The sequence below is a fragment of the Nocardia sp. NPDC005978 genome, assembly GCF_040614455.1.
Lineage (GTDB): Bacteria > Actinomycetota > Actinomycetes > Mycobacteriales > Mycobacteriaceae > Nocardia.
The window spans coordinates 31,032-51,738 of sequence record NZ_JBEXUS010000019.1 but is presented as its reverse complement, the minus strand read 5'-3'; the positions used below and the strand labels follow the sequence as shown (position 1 = coordinate 51,738).

The 20,707-nt window shown below is 69.3% G+C and carries 19 protein-coding genes; 10 read left to right on the top strand and 9 right to left on the bottom strand.

All coding sequences use genetic code 11. The features are described 5' to 3' along the window. The first annotated feature begins 243 nt into the window (after positions 1-243). Positions 244-1,335, top strand: coding sequence for a winged helix DNA-binding domain-containing protein (locus ABZ319_RS11505; protein ID WP_354986284.1), 1,092 nt, complete (start codon positions 244-246; stop codon positions 1,333-1,335). Between the two features lie 177 nt (positions 1,336-1,512). On the opposite strand, the gene ABZ319_RS11500 is transcribed toward ABZ319_RS11505, so the two are convergent. Both ABZ319_RS11500 and ABZ319_RS11495 read right to left on the bottom strand, forming a co-directional pair. Further along, on the bottom strand, positions 1,513-2,322 hold the full coding sequence (locus ABZ319_RS11500; RefSeq protein ID WP_354986283.1) for a tyrosine-protein phosphatase: 810 nt from the start codon (positions 2,320-2,322) through the stop codon (positions 1,513-1,515). Continuing rightward, the gene (locus ABZ319_RS11495) at positions 2,312-4,501 is read right to left on the bottom strand and encodes a pyruvate, phosphate dikinase (RefSeq protein WP_354986282.1); all 2,190 of its coding nucleotides are present in this window, start codon (positions 4,499-4,501) and stop codon (positions 2,312-2,314) included. Before ABZ319_RS11495 ends, ABZ319_RS11500 begins: the two co-directional genes overlap by 11 nt. Before the next feature lie 240 nt (positions 4,502-4,741). On the opposite strand from ABZ319_RS11495, the gene ABZ319_RS11490 reads away from it, so the two are divergent. Further along, positions 4,742-6,358 (top strand): AMP-binding protein, encoded by a 1,617-nt coding sequence (locus ABZ319_RS11490; protein WP_354986281.1) that lies wholly within the window; start codon positions 4,742-4,744, stop codon positions 6,356-6,358. Positions 6,359-6,483: 125 nt separating this feature from the next. Here the strand turns inward: ABZ319_RS11490 and ABZ319_RS11485 are convergent, their stop codons facing one another. Genes ABZ319_RS11485 through ABZ319_RS11470 form a run of 4 tightly spaced genes read right to left on the bottom strand, consistent with a single transcriptional unit; the run spans position 6,484 to position 10,607 of the window. Continuing rightward, complete coding sequence (locus ABZ319_RS11485) at positions 6,484-7,299, bottom strand: SDR family NAD(P)-dependent oxidoreductase (RefSeq protein ID WP_354986280.1); 816 nt, start codon at positions 7,297-7,299, stop codon at positions 6,484-6,486. Between the two features lie 18 nt (positions 7,300-7,317). Then, positions 7,318-8,049, bottom strand: coding sequence for an SDR family oxidoreductase (locus ABZ319_RS11480; protein WP_354986279.1), 732 nt, complete (start codon positions 8,047-8,049; stop codon positions 7,318-7,320). Positions 8,050-8,053: 4 nt separating this feature from the next. Next, positions 8,054-9,835 carry a 3-oxosteroid 1-dehydrogenase gene (gene kstD, locus ABZ319_RS11475; RefSeq protein WP_354986278.1) on the bottom strand — a complete coding sequence of 594 codons (1,782 nt, stop codon included), beginning with the start codon at positions 9,833-9,835 and terminating at the stop codon, positions 8,054-8,056. A gap of 16 nt (positions 9,836-9,851) precedes the next feature. Beyond that, positions 9,852-10,607, bottom strand: coding sequence for a glucose 1-dehydrogenase (locus ABZ319_RS11470; RefSeq protein WP_354986277.1), 756 nt, complete (start codon positions 10,605-10,607; stop codon positions 9,852-9,854). Positions 10,608-10,802: 195 nt separating this feature from the next. Here ABZ319_RS11470 and ABZ319_RS11465 point away from each other — a divergent pair, with 195 nt between their 5' ends. From ABZ319_RS11465 to ABZ319_RS11450, 4 genes are all read left to right on the top strand, one after another. Next, positions 10,803-11,924, top strand: coding sequence for an LLM class flavin-dependent oxidoreductase (locus tag ABZ319_RS11465; protein WP_354986276.1), 1,122 nt, complete (start codon positions 10,803-10,805; stop codon positions 11,922-11,924). Between the two features lie 46 nt (positions 11,925-11,970). After that, a complete protein-coding gene (locus ABZ319_RS11460) occupies positions 11,971-12,729 on the top strand; it encodes a glucose 1-dehydrogenase (protein ID WP_354986275.1) in 759 nt (252 codons plus the stop codon). A 70-nt stretch (positions 12,730-12,799) separates the two neighbouring features. Further along, positions 12,800-13,759, top strand: coding sequence for an alpha/beta hydrolase (locus tag ABZ319_RS11455; RefSeq protein WP_354986274.1), 960 nt, complete (start codon positions 12,800-12,802; stop codon positions 13,757-13,759). A 160-nt stretch (positions 13,760-13,919) separates the two neighbouring features. Next, positions 13,920-14,339, top strand: a complete 420-nt coding sequence (locus ABZ319_RS11450; protein ID WP_354986273.1) for a DUF4189 domain-containing protein — start codon at positions 13,920-13,922, stop codon at positions 14,337-14,339. Here ABZ319_RS11450 and ABZ319_RS11445 read toward each other — a convergent pair. Both ABZ319_RS11445 and ABZ319_RS11440 read right to left on the bottom strand, forming a co-directional pair. Beyond that, positions 14,336-14,710, bottom strand: coding sequence for a DUF5313 family protein (locus tag ABZ319_RS11445; RefSeq protein WP_354986272.1), 375 nt, complete (start codon positions 14,708-14,710; stop codon positions 14,336-14,338). The genes ABZ319_RS11450 and ABZ319_RS11445 overlap by 4 nt on opposite strands. Next, positions 14,710-15,162: a MarR family transcriptional regulator gene (locus tag ABZ319_RS11440; protein WP_354986271.1), complete on the bottom strand. Its 453-nt coding sequence runs from the start codon at positions 15,160-15,162 to the stop codon at positions 14,710-14,712. Before ABZ319_RS11440 ends, ABZ319_RS11445 begins: the two co-directional genes overlap by 1 nt. 334 nt (positions 15,163-15,496) lie before the next feature. Between ABZ319_RS11440 and ABZ319_RS11435 the strand changes: the two genes are divergently transcribed. The 3 genes from ABZ319_RS11435 to ABZ319_RS11425 all read left to right on the top strand — a co-directional run bounded on the left by ABZ319_RS11435 (position 15,497) and on the right by ABZ319_RS11425 (position 18,909). Next, the gene (locus ABZ319_RS11435) at positions 15,497-16,720 is read left to right on the top strand and encodes a glutamate ABC transporter substrate-binding protein (protein WP_354986270.1); all 1,224 of its coding nucleotides are present in this window, start codon (positions 15,497-15,499) and stop codon (positions 16,718-16,720) included. A 117-nt stretch (positions 16,721-16,837) separates the two neighbouring features. Beyond that, positions 16,838-17,626 carry an LAGLIDADG family homing endonuclease gene (locus ABZ319_RS11430; RefSeq protein ID WP_354986269.1) on the top strand — a complete coding sequence of 263 codons (789 nt, stop codon included), beginning with the start codon at positions 16,838-16,840 and terminating at the stop codon, positions 17,624-17,626. 62 nt (positions 17,627-17,688) lie between these two features. Continuing rightward, positions 17,689-18,909 (top strand): RtcB family protein, encoded by a 1,221-nt coding sequence (locus ABZ319_RS11425; RefSeq protein ID WP_354986337.1) that lies wholly within the window; start codon positions 17,689-17,691, stop codon positions 18,907-18,909. A 328-nt stretch (positions 18,910-19,237) separates the two neighbouring features. Here ABZ319_RS11425 and ABZ319_RS11420 read toward each other — a convergent pair whose 3' ends face one another. Beyond that, positions 19,238-19,984: an MBL fold metallo-hydrolase gene (locus tag ABZ319_RS11420; protein WP_354986268.1), complete on the bottom strand. Its 747-nt coding sequence runs from the start codon at positions 19,982-19,984 to the stop codon at positions 19,238-19,240. Between the two features lie 69 nt (positions 19,985-20,053). On the opposite strand from ABZ319_RS11420, the gene ABZ319_RS11415 reads away from it, so the two are divergent. Beyond that, positions 20,054-20,656, top strand: a complete 603-nt coding sequence (locus ABZ319_RS11415; RefSeq protein ID WP_354986267.1) for a TetR/AcrR family transcriptional regulator — start codon at positions 20,054-20,056, stop codon at positions 20,654-20,656. Positions 20,657-20,707: the final 51 nt, after the last annotated feature.

Here is a 20,707-nt window from a genome sequence, read left to right as displayed (position 1 = left end):
CGGGGCCGGTCGGTGCGCGCTGCCGAGGAGCGCGCCGGAAGGGCTGCGAACCGGTAGGCGGGGACTGTCGGGAACGAGGGTGGTGCCGATCCGGGCCAATGCCTTGCCTCCCCGCGGTGGGTGGACTCTCGACTCTCCCCCAGAATCCCAGCTCCGCCTGCGGCGCATGCCCGAATCCGGAAGATCGGTCTGCTCCGCCGAGATAGGACAGGAGCTGACCTAATCCCCCGCCAGACTGATCTCATGACGGAAATCTCGCTGCGCACGCTGAACCGGACCCTGCTCACGCGGCAGCTGCTCGTCGAGCGGGCCGAGCTGCCCGCCGCCGATCTCGTCCGCCGGCTCGTCGCGGTGCAGGGGCAGGAGCCGAACTGGCCGTACGTGGGGCTGTGGACCCGGCTCGCCGGCTTCGGTCACGACGAGCTGGCGGCCCTGCTGCGGGATCGGACCGTGGTGCGCTCCACCATGATTCGGCGCACGGTGCATCTGGCGGCCGCGGACGACTACCGCTGGCTGTACCCGACCGTGCGCGCCGCCGTCGAGCAGCTGTATTCGGCGGCCTACTTCCAGGAGGCGCTCGGAACGGCCGACCGTGACGAATTCCGCTCCGCCGGTGCGGAACTGCTCGCCGGGCGCACCCTGTCCCGGCGCGAGCTGGGCCTGGCGCTGGCCGAGCGGTTCCCCAGCCCGCATCCGGGGCGGCTCGCCCAGGCGCTGGGCGTCGTGCTGCCGCTGATCCACGACGACGCCGCCGGGGTGTGGGGCGCGTGGCGCAACCGGCGCGTCTCGGTCTCGCTCGCCCCGGACTGGATCGGCGAATCGGTGCACGAGACGCCGGATCCGGAGACCCTGATCCTGCGCTACCTGGCGGCTTTCGGACCGGCGAGCGTGGCCGATATGCAGGCGTGGTCCGGGGTGACGCGACTGGCGGCGGTGGTCGCGCGGCTGCGCCCGAACCTGCGGGTCCACCACGACGACACCGGCCGCGAACTGTTCGATCTGCCGGAGGCGCCGCTCGCCGACCCCGATCTGCCGGTGCCCGTGCGCTTTCTGCCCGCGTTCGACAACGCGACGCTCGGCCACCGCGATCGCCGCCGGATCATCAGTGACGCCGACCGCGCGCGAATCAACCGGATCGCCTCGGCGGGCGTGCCGATGTACCTGGTCGACGGGTTCGTGCACGGGACCTGGGCGGTCGAGGACGCCACGATTCGCGTCACGCCGTGGCACCCGTTCACCGGCACGGCGCGGGCCGAGGTCCGGGCCGAGGCCGAGGCACTGCTGCCGTTCATCGCACCGGGCGAGGACGGCAAGGTCATCGTCGAATCGGTCTGAGCCGGAGGACTGTTCGAGATCGGTCCGAGGCATGCTCGTGCGGCGACCACGTCGCTGTCCGAGCCCCGCCCCGGGGCGCGCCCGTGCGGCGACCGTCGATAGCGGCCGATCCGCGCCGCAGTCGGAACAGCCGAGGCGCGAGGGGGATCGATACCCGCGCCACCGGCCCGGCAGCGCCTACTCGACAGGCTGCACCAGGGTGTCGCGGAGCCGGTCGAGTTCGGCGGCGGTCAGCCCGTTGGCCCGCAACCAGGCGGCCGCACCGCCGTGGTCCGCGTGCAGGTTCGCCAGGAAGCGCAGCATCACGTCGGCGGTGATCGCCAGGATGCCGGTGTTCGCCGGGGGCAGGCCCGCGTAGGAGGGCAGCGCGTCGAGGCGGTCGCGAACGCGCTGCATGCGCTCGTTGGTGAGCACGTAGTCGTGCGCGATGGCCTCGTGTTCCACACCGACCGCGTCCAGCAGGACCGCGGCCAGCACGCCGGTGCGGTCCTTGCCCGCGGCGCAGTGGAACAGCACCGAGCGGCGCTCGGGGTCGATGATCAGGCGCACCGCCTCGACGATGTGCTCGCCGCTGCCCGCCAGCAACTGGCCGTAGAGGTCGGTCAGGTCCACGCGGGTCTTGTCCGGGACCAGATCCCGTGCGGCCAGCGAGGATTGGGGCGACTTGCGAATCGGCAGGTTCGCGATGCGCACGCCGCTGCCCGCGACCGGGCCGTAGCCCTCGCGCTCGACCTCGTCGGGCAGGCGCAGGTCGATGACCGTGCGCAGGCCCAGCGGTTCCAGCAGTTTCCTCAGGTCCGCGGCGGTGGCCTGCTGCAGCGTGCTCGAACGCAGCACCATGCCGAAACGGGTTACGCCGCCGGTGATTACGGGGAGCCCGCCCAGATCGCGGACGTTGTCGATCTGGGCGAACTCGACCCACCGCTGCCCCTGGGACTCTTGGGAAGCACGGGGAGCGGTGTCGGTGAGCGCGGGATCAGTGGGCACGGCCGGCCGCCGCTTCCTCGGCGCGGGTCAGACCGCACAGGCCGATCAGATCCTCGTGCAGTTCGAACCACACGGTGTGATAGCTGTCCATGATGGGACGGGCCACGTAGGTCAGGTCTCCTTCGGCGATGCGCTCGACGGCCCGGTCCAGGCGGTCGGTGTAGCGGATCAGGCGCGGGGCCAGGCCGCCGAGCCGGTGCACCAGCGGGCGCAACGCCCGGTGGGTGGCGGCGAGACGGGCCAGCACGGCGGCGTCGTAGTCGGCGTCCGCGTGGTCGTTGACCGTCGCCGGATCCTTCATCTGCCAGTCGGTGATGATCACCTTGAGATCGGCGTTGTAGACACAGAATTCGTCGTAGGCGGCCGTCAGGGCGGCGTGGTCCGCGCTCGCCCGCTCGGCCTCGAGCAGTTCCGCCAGCCGGGGGCGGCCTTCGGGGGTGAGCCGGAAGCCGGCGGGGGTGCTCGCGCACAGGCCGGCCGCGACCAGGTCCGCACAGTGCGCGGCGATCTCGCCGGCGTCCACGCCCAGGCTCGCGGCCAGGTTGTCCGCGTTCACCCGGCCCTTGATGCCGACGAGCCGCAGCAGTGACAGCTCGGTGACGGGCGCGTCGGCGCGCCCGGGCTCCGGGACGTCGGTGCCGGACTCGGTTGCGGCGGAGCGCTGTTCGAGCCGGTCGGCAAGATCCGCGGGCGCGACGCCCGCCCAGGCCGCCAGCTGCGCCACGTCGTCGAGCACGCTCTGCTCGACCGGTTTGGCGGTGATCTCACCCGAGAGCACCAGTCCCGCACCGCCGTCGACGGTGACGGTCCGGCCGATGAGCGCGTCCACCACGCCCGGCCCGCAGCCGACCACGCACGGCCGGCCCAGTTCCCGGCTCACCAGCGCGGCATGGGAGGTCGTGCCGCCCAGTTCGGTGACGATGGCGCGCGCGGCGATCATGCCGTGCAGATCGTCCGGACTGGTGGTGGGGCGCACCAGGATGACGTCCTCGCCCGCCTCGGCGCGGGCCTCGGCTTCGTCGGGATCGGTTACGACCACACCCGAAGCCAGTCCGGGACAGGCGGATTCACCGCGCGCCAGCGGCTCGTGCCCGGTCGTGTCGCCCGAAGCCGGGCGCAGCACCTCGCGCACCTGGTCGGCGGTGACCCGGTCCAGGGCCTGCCGGGCGTCGATCAGGCCCTCGGCGACCATGGCCACGGCCGTGCGCGCGGCGGCCCGCGCGGTGCGCTTGGCCGGACGCGACTGCAGCATCCACAGCGCACCCGATTCGACGGTGAACTCGATGTCCTGCATATCGCGGCCGTCGCGTTCGAGCAGTTCGGTGGCGGCGATCAGGCGGGCGTGCACCTCGGGCTGGGTCGCGGCCAGGTCGGCGAGCGGACGCGGGGTGAGGCGGCCCGAGACCACGTCCTCGCCCTGGCCGCCCACCAGCCATTCGCCGTAGACCGGGCCGTCGCCGGTGTTGGGGTTGCGGCTGAACAGCACCCCGGTGCCCGAGAGCTCGTCGAGGTTGCCGAACACCATGGCCTGCACCGTGACCGCGGTCCCCAGCGAGTCGGGCACCCCGCGATTGCGGCGATAGGTCTTGGCGCGCGCGGAATCCCACGACCGGAACACCGCCTCGATCGCGCCGCGCAGCTGCTGCCACGGATCGGCGGGCACCACGCCGTCGGCCGCGCCGAGCACGGTCTCGCGGTACTGGTGCACGAAACGCTCACGAGTGTCGTTGGCGTACACCGGGTTCGAAGTCTCCGCGGCGAGCGCGGCCTGCACCTGGTCGGTCATGCCCAGGTTGAGCACGGTGTCCATCATGCCGGGCATGGACACCGCCGAACCCGAACGCACCGACACCAGCAGCGGCCGCTGCGCCGCGCCGAAGGACCGCCCGGTCCCGCGCTCGATCATGGCGATGCCGGCGCGCACCCGCTCCCAGATCTCGTCCGCGATCGCGCCGCGCCGGGTGTAATCGGCCCACGCGTCGGTGGTGATGACGAAGGCGGGCGGGACCGGCAGGCCCAGCGCCCGCATATGGTCGATGCTCCACGCCTTGCCGCCGATGCGCTCCCGCGACAGCCCGCAGGCGCCGTCGAGTTCGGCGACGGTCACGGCGGCACCGGCCGGGCCGGCGATCAGCTCGGCCACATCGGGTCGCTGCTCCAGCTCGGCTCCCGCGGTCATGTCACTCCTTCGAGGTTCGGAATTCATCAGCACTCCAGCGCTCGCCGCTCGACTGCGGCCTACCGGGCATATGCCGCCCAGAAATATCCCTGTCACCGAGCGTGCCGGGTGACGGCCCTCACGCCCAACCCGCATCCCGATCAGCGGAATCGCGCACCGCCGCCCGAAGGCACGCCCGGTCACCGGGATGGCACGGGAAAAACGGGCAATCAGGTGGGGGTGGTGGGGCAGGATGGGCGAATGGATCGGCGGCATGCGGCATCCATCGGCGGAACTTCGGCGTCCGGCCCGGTCAGCACCATTCCGGCCCTCGTGGCCGACCGCGCCCGGCGGTATCCGGACGCCGTCGCGATCGCCGGGCCCACGGGGCGAGTGACGTACGCGGAGTTGGCCGAACAGGCGGCGGAGGTGAGCCGGGCCGCCATCGCCTCGGGGCTCGAGACCGGCGACCGAGTAGGGCTGTGGGCGCCCAACAGCGACCGCTGGATCGTCACCGCGCTCGGGATGCTCGGGGCCGGGGTCACGCTGGTGCCGATCAGCACCCGGCTGAAGGGATCCGAGGCCGCCGACATCCTGGCCCGCGCGCACGCCAAAGCCGTCTGCACGGTGCAGGAGTTCCTGGGCAACGACTATCCCGGCATGCTCGCCGCGGCCGGTCCGCTGCCCGATCTCGAACACCTGATCCTGCTCGACGACGCGCCCGGCGCCGCCGCCGCGGGCTGGGACACCAGTTCGTGGGCCGGATTCCTGGCCCCGGGCCAGGTGATCCCGGCATCGGCCGCGAAAGACCGTGCGGCGGAAGTACTGCCGGATTCGATCTCGGACATCCTGTTCACCTCCGGCACCACCGGCGCCCCGAAGGGCGTGCTCGCCACCCATCGGCAGACCCTGGAGGTCTTCACCGCGTGGGCCGAGGCGGTGGCGCTGCGCCCGCGCGACCGGTACCTGCTGGTGAATCCGTTCTCGCACACCTTCGGGTACAAGGCCGGCATCATCGCCTGCGTGCTGTGCACCGCCACGATGGTGCCGCTGGCCCGGTTCGAGCCGGACGCCGCGCTGCGGCTGATCGAGAGCGAGCGCATCAGTGTGCTGGCCGGTCCGCCAACGCTTTTCACCGATCTGCTGAACAGCGAGCACGCGGGCCACCTGCTCGGCTCGGTGCGCCTGGCCGGTACCGGCGGGGCGACCATACCCGCCGAGCTGGTGGAGCGGGTGCGCACCGAGCTCGGGGTGCCGTCGGTGTTCACCGCCTACGGCCTCACCGAATCGGTGGGCGTGGTCTCGGTCTGCCCGCCCGGCGCGCCCACCGAACTGCTCGCCGAGACGGTGGGGAAACCGTTGTCCGGCAGCCACATTCGCATCGTCGACCGGGACGGGAGCAACATGCCGCCGGGCGAGCCCGGTGAGATCCTGGTCAAGGGGCCCAACGTGATGCTCGGCTACCTCGACGATCCCGCGGCCACCGCGGCGGTCGTCGACGCGAACGGCTACCTGCACACCGGCGACGTCGGGCTGCTCGGCGACGACGGCTACCTGCGCATCACCGATCGCCTCAAGGACATGTTCATCGTCGGCGGCTTCAACGCCTACCCGGCCGAGATCGAACGGGTTCTGCTGGGGCACCCGCAGATTCGCGATGTGGCCGTCGTGGGCGTTCCCGACGCGCGCCTGGGCGAGGTCGGCCGCGCCGTGGTGGTCCCGGCCGATCCCGCGGCCGCCGACGCAGCCGCGATCATCGAGTGGTCCCGGCAACGCCTGGCCGGCTACAAGGTCCCGCGCGAGGTGGTGTTCACCCCCGCCCTGCCCCGCAACACCGGCGGCAAGGTCCTCAAGGATCGGCTGCGCGACCCCGCCTGAGCGTCGAGATCGACCGTCCGCCATCGGCGGAACATGGCCGGAACCGGCGAGACGACCGATGGCCGCACACCCGAGCAGGTGTGCGGCCACGGTCATCCGGTCGCCGAGCGCGGTCGGGGCCGGAGTCAGATCTCCTTGCGCATCTGCGCGGTGAGGGGCTTCATGTAGCCCGAGCCGAGCAGGCGCTGCATCCAGTTCATCGCCTTGGCGTCGGTGCCGATGAGGATGAGCGGGTCGTTCTTCCCGATGCCCTTGAGGATGGTCCGGGCGCACTGCTCGGGCGTGGTCTTGGCCAGGCCGTCGAAGTTCTTGGCCAGGGCGTCGCGGTCGCGATTGGCCGAAGCCCGCGCCTTCCAGGCGATCTCGGTCTTGATCATGCCCGGGTGCACGCTGGAGACGCCGACGTTGTTGCCCGCGATGATCATCTCCTGGCGCAGGGCGTCGGTGAAGGCGCGCATCGCGAACTTCGAGGAGCTGTAACCGCTCTGGCTCGGGCAGGCCACCAGTCCGAACATGCTCGAGACATTGGCGATGTGACCGTCACCGGAGGCGATCACGTGCGGCAGGAACGCCTTGGTGCCGTACGCCGCACCCCAGAAGTTGATGTTGAAGATCCATTCGAAATCTTCCCAGGTGACGTCTTCGATATTGGCGGTCAGCGAGACACCGGCGTTGTTGATGACGATGTTGACCTTGCCGAAGTCCGACACCACCTCGTCCGCGTGCTCGTACACCGCCGCGCGGTCGGTGACGTCGAGCTTGTACGCGCGGGCCTTGACGCCCTCCTTCTCGCACAGCGCCGCCGTCTCGGCGACACTGTCGAGATTGCGGCCCGACAGCGCCAGCTGCGCACCGTTCTTGGCCAGCTCGACCGCCAGCGCGCGCCCGATGCCCGCGCCCGCACCGGTGATGACGGCGACCTTGCCGTGGAAGTCCTTCATGATCTTTCCTGTCTCGCGCTACTGCGTGGTGAAGCCGCCGTCGGCGATGAATTCCGCCCCGGTGCTGTAGGAGGATTCGTCGGAGATGAGGAACAGCACCAGGTTGGCGAGTTCCTCGGGCGTGCCCGGCCGGGCGATGGGCTGGTTGGCCGCAATGGATTTCGAGCGCTCCGAGGCCGCGACCATCTCGGTCGCGACGATCCCGGGATGCACCGAGTTGACCCGGACGTTGTCGGCGGCGAACTCCTGGGCGGCGGTCTTGGACATGCCGCGCACCGCCCACTTGGAGGCGACGTACCCGAGGATGTTCGAGTAGCCGATGAGCCCGCCGGTCGAGGAGATGTTCACGATCGAACCGACCCCGCCCGCGCGCATGGAGCCGATCACGGCCTTCATGCCCAGGAAGACCCCGACCTGATTGACGTCGATGACCCGGCGGTAGTCCGCCTCGGCCAGCTTGTCGATGGGGTCCACGTGCACGATGCCGGCGTTGTTGACCAGGCCCGAGACCGGTCCGAAGGCCGACTCGGCCTGCGCGACGACATCGTTCCAGGCGGCCTCGTCGGTGACGTCCAGCGGCAGGAACAGCGCCCGGTCGCCGAGTTCGGCGGCCAGGGCCGCGCCCTCGGCGACCAGGACGTCGGTGATGACGACCGCGGCGCCCTCGACGGCGAGCTTGCGCGCGAAGGCCGCGCCCATGCCGCGCGCGCCGCCGGTGACGATGACGTTCTTGGTGCTGACCCGTCCCATGGCGTTACCCCTGATTCCGTCCCGCGCCGGCGGTCGCCGCCGCGCCGTTGACCGCTCCGCCGCGCTTGGCGGCGCGCTTGGGTTCGGCGGCCTTCGCGACGCCCGGAACAGCCTGGGCCGCGGCGTCTTCCCGATCCGCCATGTGATTGGCGGCGATGTAACCGAACACCATCGCGGGTCCGATGGTCGCGCCCGCGCCGGCGTAGTCGTTGCCCATCACCGCGGCCGAGTTGTTGCCCGCCGCGTACAGACCGGCGATGACGCCGCCCTGCTCGTCGAGCACCCGCGAGTGCTCGTCGGTGACGAGGCCGCCCTTGGTGCCCAGGTCGCCGGGAACCATTTCCACCGCGTAGAACGGGCCGCGCGCCAGCGGGGCCAGGTTCGGGTTGGGCTTGACCGTGGGATCGCCGTAGTAGCGGTCGTAGGCCGAATCGCCGCGCTGGAAGTCCTCGTCGCGACCGGCCTTCGCGAAGCCGTTGAAACGCTCCACGGTGGCGGTGAGCTTGCCCGCCGGGATGTTCAGCTGCGCGGCCAGCTCTTCGAGGGTGTCGGCCTGCTTGATGATGCCCTTGTCGAAATAGCCCTGGGGCAGCGGGCGTTTGGGGAAATTTCCCAGGAACAGGTAGTGGTCGCGGAAGTCCTGATCGAAGATGAAGTGCGCGGGACCGGTGCTGCGCCCGGCCGCGGCCTCCTCGTACATCGTGTGCACCACGTTGACGTACGGCGCGGACTCGTTCACGAAACGCTCGCCCTCGTCGTTGACCATGATCGCGCCGGGCTGGGCGCGCTCGGCCAGGCAGAAGAACGGCGGGCGATCGGTGGCGCTGCGCACCGACGGACCCCACCAGGCGTCGTCCATGAGATCGACGGCCGCACCGGCGTTCTGGCCCGCGACGATGCCCTCGCCGACGTTCTCGACCGCGCCCACGGTCCATTCGGTGGACTGCGGGCCGGAGATGTACTTCTTGCGCATCTCCAGGTTGTGCTCGAAGCCGCCTGCCGCCAGCACCACGCCGCGCGTGGCCTTGATGACGACGGGCTTGCCCTCGTGCTCGGCACGCACGCCGACCACGACGCCGTCCTCGACGATCAGCTCGGTGAGCGGGGTGTTCAGCCACACCGGCACCCCGGCGTCGCGCAGCGACAGCCACAGCCGCGCGGCCAGGGCCTTGCCCAGGCTCAGCGGCTTCGCGCCCTTGACCAGGGCCAGGGCGGTGCGCGCGCCGACCTTGACCGCGGTCTTCTTCGCGGTCCAGGTGCGCGCGATCATGTTCAGGTCGTGGAAATCGCTGACCGTGATCGCGAGCCCGCCGGGCGCGGACATGGTCGGCTGGTTGATCTTGTGCAGATCACCGCCGAGCAGCCGGCCGTCGATCACCTTGGGCTCGATGGACCGGCCCTGCGCCAGACCACCCGGGAACTCGGGGTGGTAGTCGGAATAGCCGCGGTCGTAATCGAATTCCCAGTACTGCGAGCGAGTGCCGATGTACTCGAACATCTCCGGGCCGTTGTCCAGGAACGCCTGCTGCTTGGCATCGGGAACACGATCGCCGACAACGGCTTTCAGGTAGGTCTTGGCCATGGTCGGGCTGTCCGGCACGCCCGCGGCCTTCAGCACCGGGTTGTTCGGCACCCAGATGCCGCCGCCCGAGCGCGCGGTGGAGCCGCCGAACAGGCGGGACTTCTCGATCAGGGTGACCGACAGGCCGCGATAGGCCGCGGTCAGCGCGGCGGTCATACCGGCCGCGCCCGAGCCGACGACGACGACGTCGAATTCGAATTCCATGGGTGGTGTCTGTCCTCTAGTAGCCGCAACTGGTGAGCATGCCGCCGTCGACGACGAATTCGCCGCCGGTGCAGTAGCTCGAGGCCTCGGACGCCAGGAACAGCGCCACCTCGGAGACCTCGACCGGCTGACCCCAGCGCGGGATGGGCAGTTCGGAGAAGAAACTGTTGCCGTCCACCCCGCTCGCGCCCGCCACGGACGCGGTCATCGGGGTGGCGATGCCGCCGGGATGGATCGAGTTCACCCGGATACCCGAATGACCCAGCTCCCGGGCGGCGGACTTGGTGAGCCCGCGCAGCGCGAATTTGCTCGCGCTGTAGGCGGACAACCCGGCAGCGCCGACGAAACCCTCCACCGAGGACACGTTGACGATGGAACCGCCACCGGCGTCGATCAGCGCCGGAGCCGCGGACCTGATGCCCAGGAAGCTGCCCGTCACATTGATCGCCTGCATGGTGTTCCACTCGTCCAGGCTCATGTCGAGCAGACGCTTGAAGCGCAGAATGCCCGCATTGTTGACCAGCGTGGTGAGCCGGCCGAAACGCTCGACGGTCTCGGAAACCGCTGCCTGCCAGTCACTTTCACTGGTGACATCGTGGTGCACGTAGTGGACGTCCGCACCCAGCTCGGCCGCGAGGGCCTTACCTTCCTCGTCGAGCACATCGCCGAACACCACCCGCGCGCCCTCGGCGGCGAAGCGGCGCACGTGCTCGGCTCCCATGCCGCGCGCACCGCCGGTGATCAGCGCGACTTTCCCGTCCAACTGTCCCACAGGTTCCCGTCCTTCCTCACGTTTCGAATCGACGCTAAGGCGATGCCCCGGGGGCGGGCAGGTGTGGTCCCGGCCACTGAGACAACCGAATGACCTGAAGGTTTGGGTACTGAACTATTCCGGTTAGGCATAGCGACCGGACCTTGCCGAACAGGCGGTCCCCGGGTAAGCCGGCGAGCTGAGGAGCACACCCGGATGAAGTTCTCGATGATCTTCGAAGCGCAGATGGCGGACCCCACCGCCGCGCACGAGGCCCAGGTGCTGCGCGACTGCGTCGAACAGGCCGTGCTGGCCGATCGAGTCGGCTTCGACACCGTGTGGGCCGTCGAGCACCACGGACTCAAGTGGTACGCGCACATGAGCGCACCGGAGATCTTCCTGACCTGGGTCGCGGCCCGGACCGAGCGGATTCGCATCGGGCACGGCGTGGTGTGCATGCCGTTCAACTTCAACCATCCGGTCCGCGTGGCCGAACGCGCGGGCATGCTCGACGTGCTCTCGAACGGGCGGCTGAACCTGGGCGCGGGCCGCGGGGCGACCGCGGTGGAAACCTCCATGTGCGGGGTCGACCCCGGGCGCACCGCCGCCGAGGTCGAGGAATCGCTGCGCATGATCGCGGCCGCCTGGCAGGACCCCGAAGCCGAATTCTCCTACCGCGGTGAGCTTTTGACCGTCGAGCCGCATCACCTGCTGCCGCGGCCGGTGCAGCGCCCGCATCCGCCGCTGTTCATGGCCTGCACCCGCAAGGACACCCTGAGACTGGCCGCCGAGTACGGCGTCGGCGCGCTGGTGCTGGGGTTCGCGGGCATCGAGGAGATCGCCGAACTGCGCGGCATCTACGACCGGGCCATCGCCGAGCGCAGCGGTGACCGGCTCGTCTCCACCGTGGTCAACGACCATTTCGCGGCGCTGTGCCCGACCATCGTCCTGGACGATCGCGAGCGCGCCCGGCAGATCGGCGCGCGCGGGCAGCGCTTCTTCGCCCAGGCCGTCAAGCACTACTACGGCATGGGACCCGCACCCGACGAGGCCGTGGACCCCGGCGCGGACGAAATGGCCAGGATCCGGGAGGTCGGCGCGGAGCACATCGCCTACCTGCACGAAGCCAAGATCCCGGTGAAATCCGGGTCGGCCGCCATCTTCAACGCCGAACACGCCTACGGCACCGCCGCGGACGCCATCGCCTACGTGGAACGCCTCGCCGCGGCCGGCGCCGACGAGATCCTGTGCCTGATCCAGATGGGCACCGTCCCGCAGGAGGCGTGCCTGGAGACCATCCGGCAGTGGGGCGAGCACGTCATCCCCCGCTTCCGCTGAATCACCGCTCCACATCCACACCGTCACAACCAGTTAGGACACAGCAATGACCGACCTGAACGGCAAAGTCGCCCTCATCACCGGAGCCGCCCGCGGCCAGGGCGCGGCCGAGGCGCGACTGTTCGCCGAGCGCGGTGCGAAGGTCGTCATCACCGACGTGCTCGAGACCGAAGGCAAGGAACTCGCCGAATCCCTCGGTGACGCGGCCCGATTCGTGCGCCACGATGTGACCGACGAGGACAGCTGGGCCGCCGCGGTCGAGGTCGCCGTCTCCACCTTCGGCAAGCTCGACGTACTGGTCAACAACGCCGCGATCTACCTCATGAAGCCGCTCGTCGAGACCGGTTCGCAAGAGCTGGAACGCATTCTGAAGGTCAACCTGATCGGTTCGTTCAACGGCATCAAGGCCGTCATCCCCGCCATGACCGCGGCGGGCGGCGGCTCCATCGTGAACATCTCCTCGCAGGCCGGGCTCGAGGGCCTGATGAACCACTCCGCCTACGGGTCGTCCAAGTGGGGCCTGCGCGGGTTGTCCAAGATCTCCGCCCTGGAACTCGGTCCCCAGCAGATTCGCGTCAACTCCGTGCACCCCGGACCCATTGCCACCCCGATGGTTCCGTACCTGACCACCGGGCCCGGCAGCTTCCCCACCCTGCCGCTCGAGCGCACCGGCCTGCCCGAGGAAGTCGCCGAACTCGTCGCCTTCCTGGCCTCGGACGCCTCGGCCTACATCACCGGCGCGGAGATCACCGTCGACGGCGGGCTCGCGGCGGGCAAGTTCATTCCGCGCGGCATGGAGCTGTAACCCGCTGCGCGCGAATCGGTTCCGGCACCCCCACTTCGACCAACCACACCGTCTCCCGGAGGAGTCAGCGATGTCCCTGTCGCCCGAATGGCAAATCTTCGTCGACGCGGCCACCGCCGCCTTCCCGGCCCTGGGCACCGAGGTGCACGACGCCACCGCGGCGCGCGCCTTCCTCGCCGCCCGGGCCGTGCCGCCGGTGGAGCCGATTCCGGTTGCGGCGGTGGAGGAATGGCTCGTGCCGGGACCGGACGGCGCACCCGAGGTGCCGGTGCGGCTGTACCGGCCGCTGGACGCCGAGACCGTCCCCGGCGTCGTGGTGTTCTATCACGGCGGCGGGTTCGTGCTGTGCAGCCTGGACAGTCACGACCGCTTCTGCCGGATGATGGCCAACGAGTCCGGGGTCATCGTGATCTCGGTCGACTATCGCCGCGCACCGGACGACCGGTTCCCCGCCGCGGCCGAGGACGCGTACGCGGTGTTGCGCTGGGTCGCGGACAACGCCGAATCCCTGGGCGGAGATCCGGCGCGGGTCGCGGTCGCCGGGGACAGCGCGGGCGGCAACCTCGCCACCGTCGCGGCGCTGCGGGCCCGGGACAACGGCGGACCCGACATCGCCTTCCAGCTGCTGCTGTACCCCATGCTCGACCCGGCCACCGACAGCGAGTCCTACACCGACAACGCCACCGGCTACTTCACCACCGCCGCCCACCTGCGGTGGTACTGGCGGCAATACCTGCGCGCCGACGCCGACGCCGACCACCCGTACGCCGCGCCGGTGCGCGCCGACCTCACCGGACTGCCGCCCGCCTACATCGCCACCGCGGAATTCGACCCGCTGCGCGACGAGGGCGAAACCTACGGCCGGCTGCTGCACGAAGCGGGCGTGCGCGTGCAGGTGCAGCGGTGGGACGGCACCGTGCACGGCTTCATGTCCATGGCCTTCCACCTGCCCGAGACCCAGCGGGCCAACGCCGCGGCGTTCGAGGCGCTGCGCACCGCGCTGACCCGGCCGCTGCAGGCGTCGCGCTAGCTCGCCGGAAATCGCCCTGCCGCACCCGGATTGACGCGCGCGGGCGTTGCGAGGGCTTCACCCGCGAGTAAAGAACCGGTAATCCGAACGTGCCTCGCACGGAGGGGCGATCGTCTACCATCGGCCTCGTTCGCCCACTTCTGAAATATCGGGGTTTGCCTTGTCGGTTGCACGCCTTACCGCGGTCACCGCGGCCATGACGGTCTCCTGCGCGCTGGCCGCGGCCGGAAACGCTTCCGCCGCAGCGCAGTACTACGGCACCGTCGCGCTGTCCCGGCTGAAGAACGCCGCGGTGGTCTCGACCGACATGCCGGGCAAGGTCTCCGCGGACGCGGCCGCCATTCGCGACTGCGCGAACTACGACTGCGAAATCGTGCTGCGCTTCAGCGACGGCTGCGCCGCCGTCGCCCGCGGGGCGGACGGGACGTGGGGCTGGGCCGCGGCGGGCAGCCGCGCCGAGGCCGAGGGCGCCGCGGTCGCCTCGCTCGGGGAGAGCAACCCGCCGTTTCCGGACCTCGGCAGCGCCTCCCCGCGGCCGGCCCAGGTGATCACCTCGGCCTGCACCAAGAACGCCGGCTAGCGCAGACCGCCGTAGCGCGCCTCGTACGCGGCGCGCTCGGCGGCGCGGCGATCACGGCGGGCGGGATTCTCCAGATCCTCCGGCAGGCCGTGCTTGCGCAGGCGATGCGCGCGGTTCATCGGCATATAGGCCACGATGTAGAACATGGCCAGCAGCAGGGCCAGCAGAATCATCGCCGCGCGCAACCACAGCTCACCCGGGAACAGCAGGAACAGCGCGAAGATCGGCAGCATCGGCACCAGACCGCGCACCAGATGCCGCGGGCCCGCCCACTTTCCGGTCAGGTCGTTGCGGACCCAGTCCAGCATGGTGTCCGGCAGGCGGCGGCCGCAGGCGTAGCCGAGCCACTGTATCGGGTTGGGGCGCTTCATCATCGAACTCCCTTGCCGGCCGCGCGCGCGGCCGCGTTGACACGGTTGAGCGCATCGCGCAGGTGCTCCAGATCGGTCAGGCCCACCCCGAGGCGCTCCACCACCGCGGGCGGAATCCGCTCGGCCTCCGCGCGCAGCGCCCGGCCGGACTCGGTCAGGTCGATCACCAGGTTGCGCTCGTCGCGATCGTCGCGGCGGCGGGTGATCAGGCCCGCGGCCTCGAGGCGTTTGAGCAGCGGGGACAGGGTGGGCGAATCGAGCTGGATGGCCTCGCCGATGTCCTTGACCGACATCGGGGCCTCACCCCAGAGCGCGAGCATCACCAGGTATTGCGGGTGGGTCAGGCCCATGGGTTCCAGCAGCGGGCGGTAGACCGCCAGTACCGCGCGGTTGGCCACCGCCAGCGCGAAACACACCTGCCGGTCCAGCCGCAGCGGGTCCTCCGCCTCCATCGGATCCGTCCTCCTCGGTCGTCCCATCGTTAGTGCCAGAATAGTTAACGCACTAACTATTGGCACGCGATTCGGGAGTATTTCAGGTCACACCCCGCCGAACGCCGACTCGCGATCCGGGTTGACCAACCGGTCCGAGAATTCTATTTGCTAACAATTTGCCATTCTCGGCGTTTTCCGGGTACTCCGGAAATGATCGCGATTATTCCCCGCCGAATAATCCGGCGAATCGCAATTTCAGACGATGGATATCCGCGACTTTTGGTCACACCAATGCTTGGATGCTCGATAAGCTGAATGGTTGCTAGCCTGCGAAAAAGGAGATAAGTCACCGATGAAGCGCGTGTTCTACACCGGTTCGATCGCGACCGTTCTGGTCCTCACCGCATGCGCATTGCAAGCCGCTCCGAAGCCGGAAGCACCCCAGCCGCCCGCGCGCACCCTCACCATCGGGATCGCCGAAGACCAACCCGGACTGTCGACCCGAGGTCCGGACGGAAGACCCCGGGGCTTCGACGTGGACACCGCCGTCTACATCGCCGGGCGACTCGGGGTGGACCCCGAGCACATCACCTGGCGCGAAGCGAGACCCGAACAGCGCGAAGCGCTTCTGAACAACGGCAGCGTCGACTTCATCGCCGCCTCGTACTCGATCACCGCCGCACGCCAGCAACAGGTCTCCTTCGCCGGGCCCTACCTGATCGCCGGACAGGACCTGCTGGTCCGCCACAACGAACGGCATATCGACCGCCCCGAGGACCTGCACGACCGCGCGATCTGCACCACCGCGGGATCCACCGCCGCGGACCACATCCGGCGCAGCTTCGCCCGCACGGTCGAACTCACCACCCGCGATACCTACTCCGAATGCGCGGCCGACCTCATCTCCGGCGTCGTGGACGCCGTGACCGCCGATGACGTCATCCTGGCCGGCTTCGCCAAGAAATACGACGGCACCCTGCGCGTGGTCGGGCACCAGTTCACCCGCGAGCGCTACGGAATCGGCGTCCGCAAGGGCGATATCGCCCTGCAGGCCCGCATCACCGACGCCATCCGCACCATGATCGACGACGGATCCTGGCGCCGCGCCATGGAAACCCACTTGACCGCCAACGGTTTCCGCCCGCAGGCCGCGCCCGTCGTCTTCAACGCCCCCGACCGCCCCGTGCCCCCCGCCGACCCCGCCACCCTGGACCCCGACCTGGTCCGGGTCACCAACGCGGTGGCCGCCACCTCGAACGCACACGACTGGGAAGGCTTCCGCACCCTGGTCTGCCCCGAAACCGCCAACGACATAGACGAGATAGTCACCCACTACACCCCCCGCTACGACACCCACCTCGGCCCCGAGCTGACCACCGCCGGCTTCACCCACACGGTGACCGCGGTGACCCAGCCCGACCCCGACACCGCGACGTTCGTCCTGAACGAGAAGTTCACCGACGTCCCCGACAAATACCGCAACTACTTCAAGGACATCAACTACACCGGCACCCTGATCCGCCGCGAGGGCTCCTGGAAGCTCTGCACGTTGAACGCGGATTTCGTGGAACCGTAAGGGCGGGCCCTGGCGCGTCGAGCGTCGGCGCGCCAGGGTTTCTCCACGAATTGCCCTGAATCAGACAGGTTTTCGCGATGTATCGAACCCATGTTCGAATGCGCGTAGCCTTTCGGCATGATGGATCTCAGTTCTCCTGAGCTGTCCTACCTGGTTGGCCTGTTGCAAACCGACGGCTCGCACTCCGGCAGTACCGCAGGCAAGGGCAAGATCTCGATCGAACTGTCCGAACGCGACGCAGACATCCTTCTGGAGCTACAGCGCCTACTCCCCTGCCATTCGCTGATTTCGACCAGAATCAGAGACACGAACTTCAAGCAGGGATACGTCAGCAAGGTGTTGGAGTTCTGCTCCCAGGACGTCCGCAAGGAGTTCGAGCGATTCGGAGTCCCGACGGGTAAGAAATCGAAAATCGTCGGACCACCGGCCGAGACGTTCAGTAGGCCCGACTATCTTCGGGGGGTTCTCGACGGCGACGGATCAATCGGCTTCACCGCCAAAGGTTTTCCCTTCATCAGTCTCGTGACAGCGAGTCCTGCGCTGGCGAAGCACTTCTGCGAAGAGATCGCGGAGGTATGCGGAGTCCGTCGCTCGGCGAGACCGAATCGGCGGGACAGCGTTCCCAATGTCATGGTAGCCAATCTCGCGGCGGCACGCCTGGCCTGCTGGTGCTATCCGATCGGCGCCCTGTCCATCTCACGGAAGTACGCGGCAGCACGCGCGGTCGCCGAATGGCAGGCACCGCATCAACGATTTGGCCACACAATGAAGCGCTGGACCCCGGACGAGGACGAAATCATCAGCCGACACTCCATCAAAGAAGCGGCGGCGCTGCTGGGAAGGACCGAGCAAAGCGTGAATCTTCGCCGCTGGAGGCTGAGAGGCCGCACGGCGCCGCCCGAATAATCCGATGCGCGAGCACGGGTTCGGCGCCTACCGTGGTGCGCAATCCAGAGGAAGGACATCGGATGTTTCCCGTAGAGCTGCGCGGCACCCGAGCGCAGACGCTCATGTGGGCCCACGAGCACGAGGTCGAGCCGGCCGCGCTGCAACAGTTGCGCAATATCGCGGAACTGGAATGGGTGCACGGGGTTCGGGTCATGCCGGACGTGCACCTGGGTAAGGGGGCCACCGTGGGCTCCGTCATCGCCATGAAGGACGCCGTCGCGCCGGCCGCGGTCGGTGTCGATATCGGGTGCGGGATGGAGGCCGTGCGGACCTCGCTCACCGCATCGCATCTGCCCGACGATTTGCGTGGATTGCGGGCCCGGATCGAAGCCGCGGTGCCGGTCGGCTTTGCGGCGCACAGCGATCCGGTGAATGTGAACCGACTGAACAACGAGGTGTCCGGACACCGTGCGGGCGTTGTGCTGCGATCGGGCTGGGAAAAGTTCTGGAAGGCGTTCGGATCACTGGATTCGGGCGTGCAATCGCTCGAGTCGAAGGCCCACAAGCAGATCGGAACATTAGGCAGCGGCAACCACTTCTGCGAGGTTTGTCTGGATTTGGAAGGGCGCGTGTGGATTCTGTTGCATTCCGGGAGCCGGAACATCGGCAAGGAACTCGCCGAGCGGCATATGGCCGTCGCGCGCAAGCTGACGCATAACCAGGGACTGCCGGACCGGGATTTGGCGGTGTTCCTGGCGGGGACGGCCGAGATGGACGCTTACCGGCGGGATTTGAGCTGGGCGCAGGAATACGCGGCGCGGAACCGGGCCGTTATGTTGGCGCTCGTGTGCAAGGCCGTGCGGGACGAGTTCGCTGGGAAAGAGGTCGTTTTCGACGACACCATTTCCTGCCACCACAATTACGTGTCCGAGGAGACCATCGACGGAATGCCGATGCTCGTCACGCGCAAGGGCGCGGTGCGAGCGGGGGCCGGGGAGCTCGCGCTCATTCCGGGATCCATGGGCACGCGCTCGTATGTGGTGCGGGGCCGGGGAAATCCGGCCTCGTTCCAGTCCGCGTCGCACGGGGCGGGGCGGCGGATGAGCCGGAACGCGGCCAAGCGGCAGTTCACGGTCAAGGATCTGATCGCGCAGACCGAAGGCGTCGAGTCCCGTAAGGACGCCGGGGTCGTGGACGAGATCCCGGCCGCGTACAAGGATATCGACCAGGTGATCGCGGCGCAGCGAGACCTGGTGGATATTGTTGCGACCCTACGGCAGGTCCTCTGCGTCAAGGGGTGACCCGCCGTGGCCGAGGCGCCGTACCTGTTGGGGGTACGGCGCCTCGGTTTTTCCACGGGCGGAGCCGAACACGCCCGGTCCGGGCCGAAAGCCCGGGGCCACGAATCACATTCGCCACGCGTCAGCGCCGCCCGAGCGTGGCCGCCACCCCGATCAGCGTCCGCGAAACCGTTCCGCTGCTGCGGAACTGCGCACCGGGCGGCGTCCAGCCCGCCGGCGACGGGAACTTCTCGGGCATGAGCGCCTCCCCTGCTCCCCGGCGACCGCGCGGTCCCCGGGATCTCATTGTCCGCCCGGCCCGCCGTTTCCGCGCCCCCGCACCCGTGCCCTACACCCGAAGCGGCCGGCCGGGATCCAGGATGTGCACGGTCGTGTCGGCGGCCAGGTCCGCCACGGCGTCGCGGTACAGATCCGGCCGGTTGCGCTCGGCCTTGGTCATGACACGGTCACCGATCGGCCCGCTGGAGAACGCGTAGTGGATGGGAACGGCCACGCGGGCGCGCAACACCCGGGTCAGTTCGGCGGCCTCGGCGGCGTCCATGACGACCTGCCGGTTCAGCGCCGGCCGGATGCGCAGCCCGTTGATCGGCAGCAGCGCCAGATCGAGATCCGGGAACCGGTGCGCGATCTCGTCGAGTTCGGGGATGCGCAGGGTGTCCGCCCCGAAGTAGACGGTGTGCCCGTCCGCGCGCAGCACGAAGGTGACCTCGGGAACGCTGTGCCCGGCCGGGGCCGCGGTGACCTCGACCGGCCCCAGCCGGGTGTGCTGCCACGGCGCGAGTTCGACGACGTTGACGAAGCCGGCCGCGCGCACCTTCGCGGCGAGCCCCGGCGCCACGGCGAAGGGCACGGTCCGGTCCGGGTAGTCGACGAGGGCGTCGAGGTCGCAGTGGTCGTAGTGGTCGTGGCTGATGACGATCCCAGCGAGCGGTGGCAGGTCGGCGGCGGTGGCGACGCTGCGCGGTTCGCCCGGGCGGTAGAAGCGGCGTTCGGACAGCCAGGGATCGGTGAGGATGCGGGCGCCGCCGAAATCGAGCAGGACGCTGGCGTGGACTACGCGGGTCACGGTGAGCATGGGATTCCTTAACAAGACAGCCGTCTGCTTACGGATGTAAGTAGACGGCCGTCTTGGTATGGTGTCAAGGTGTCGGACAAACCTGCTCGAAGCCGGAATCGCCGCGGCGAAGGCGCGCTGCTGCGCACCGAACTCATCACCGCCGCCTCCGCCCTGCTCGAAGACCTCGACGGCCAGGAGGCGCTGTCGCTGCGCGCGGTGGCCCGAGCCGCCGGCATCGCACCGCAGAGCGTGTACCTGCACTTCGCCGACCGCCGCGAGCTGCTCACGGCCGTCTACGCGGTGCGCTTCGCCGAGTTGCAGCGGGTACTGGTCGACGCGCGAGACGAGATCGCGGAAACCCTTCCCGCCGAACGACTTTCCGCGATCTGCCACGCCTACGTGAACTACGGGATCGCACATCCGGGCCACTACCGGGTCCTGTTCGGCACCGCGGGCGAGCCGGGCTGGGAGCCGACGGCGGCCCAGCTGCCCGGGCTGCCCACCTTCGGGATGCTCATCGACGCGGCCGCCGCCTGCGCCTGCGCCGATCCGCGGAGCACCGCCGCCTGCCTGTGGGCGGCCATGCACGGGCTGATCACCCTGCGCCAGGATCGGCCGAGTTTCCCGTGGCCGCCACTGGACGCCCTGGTCCGCACCCTGGTCGAGGCCCACCTGGCCGCGGCGGGCTGAAAATTCGGGGGGTGCGAGGTTGCCGCCGGTCGGCGCGGTGTCGGTGCGGTG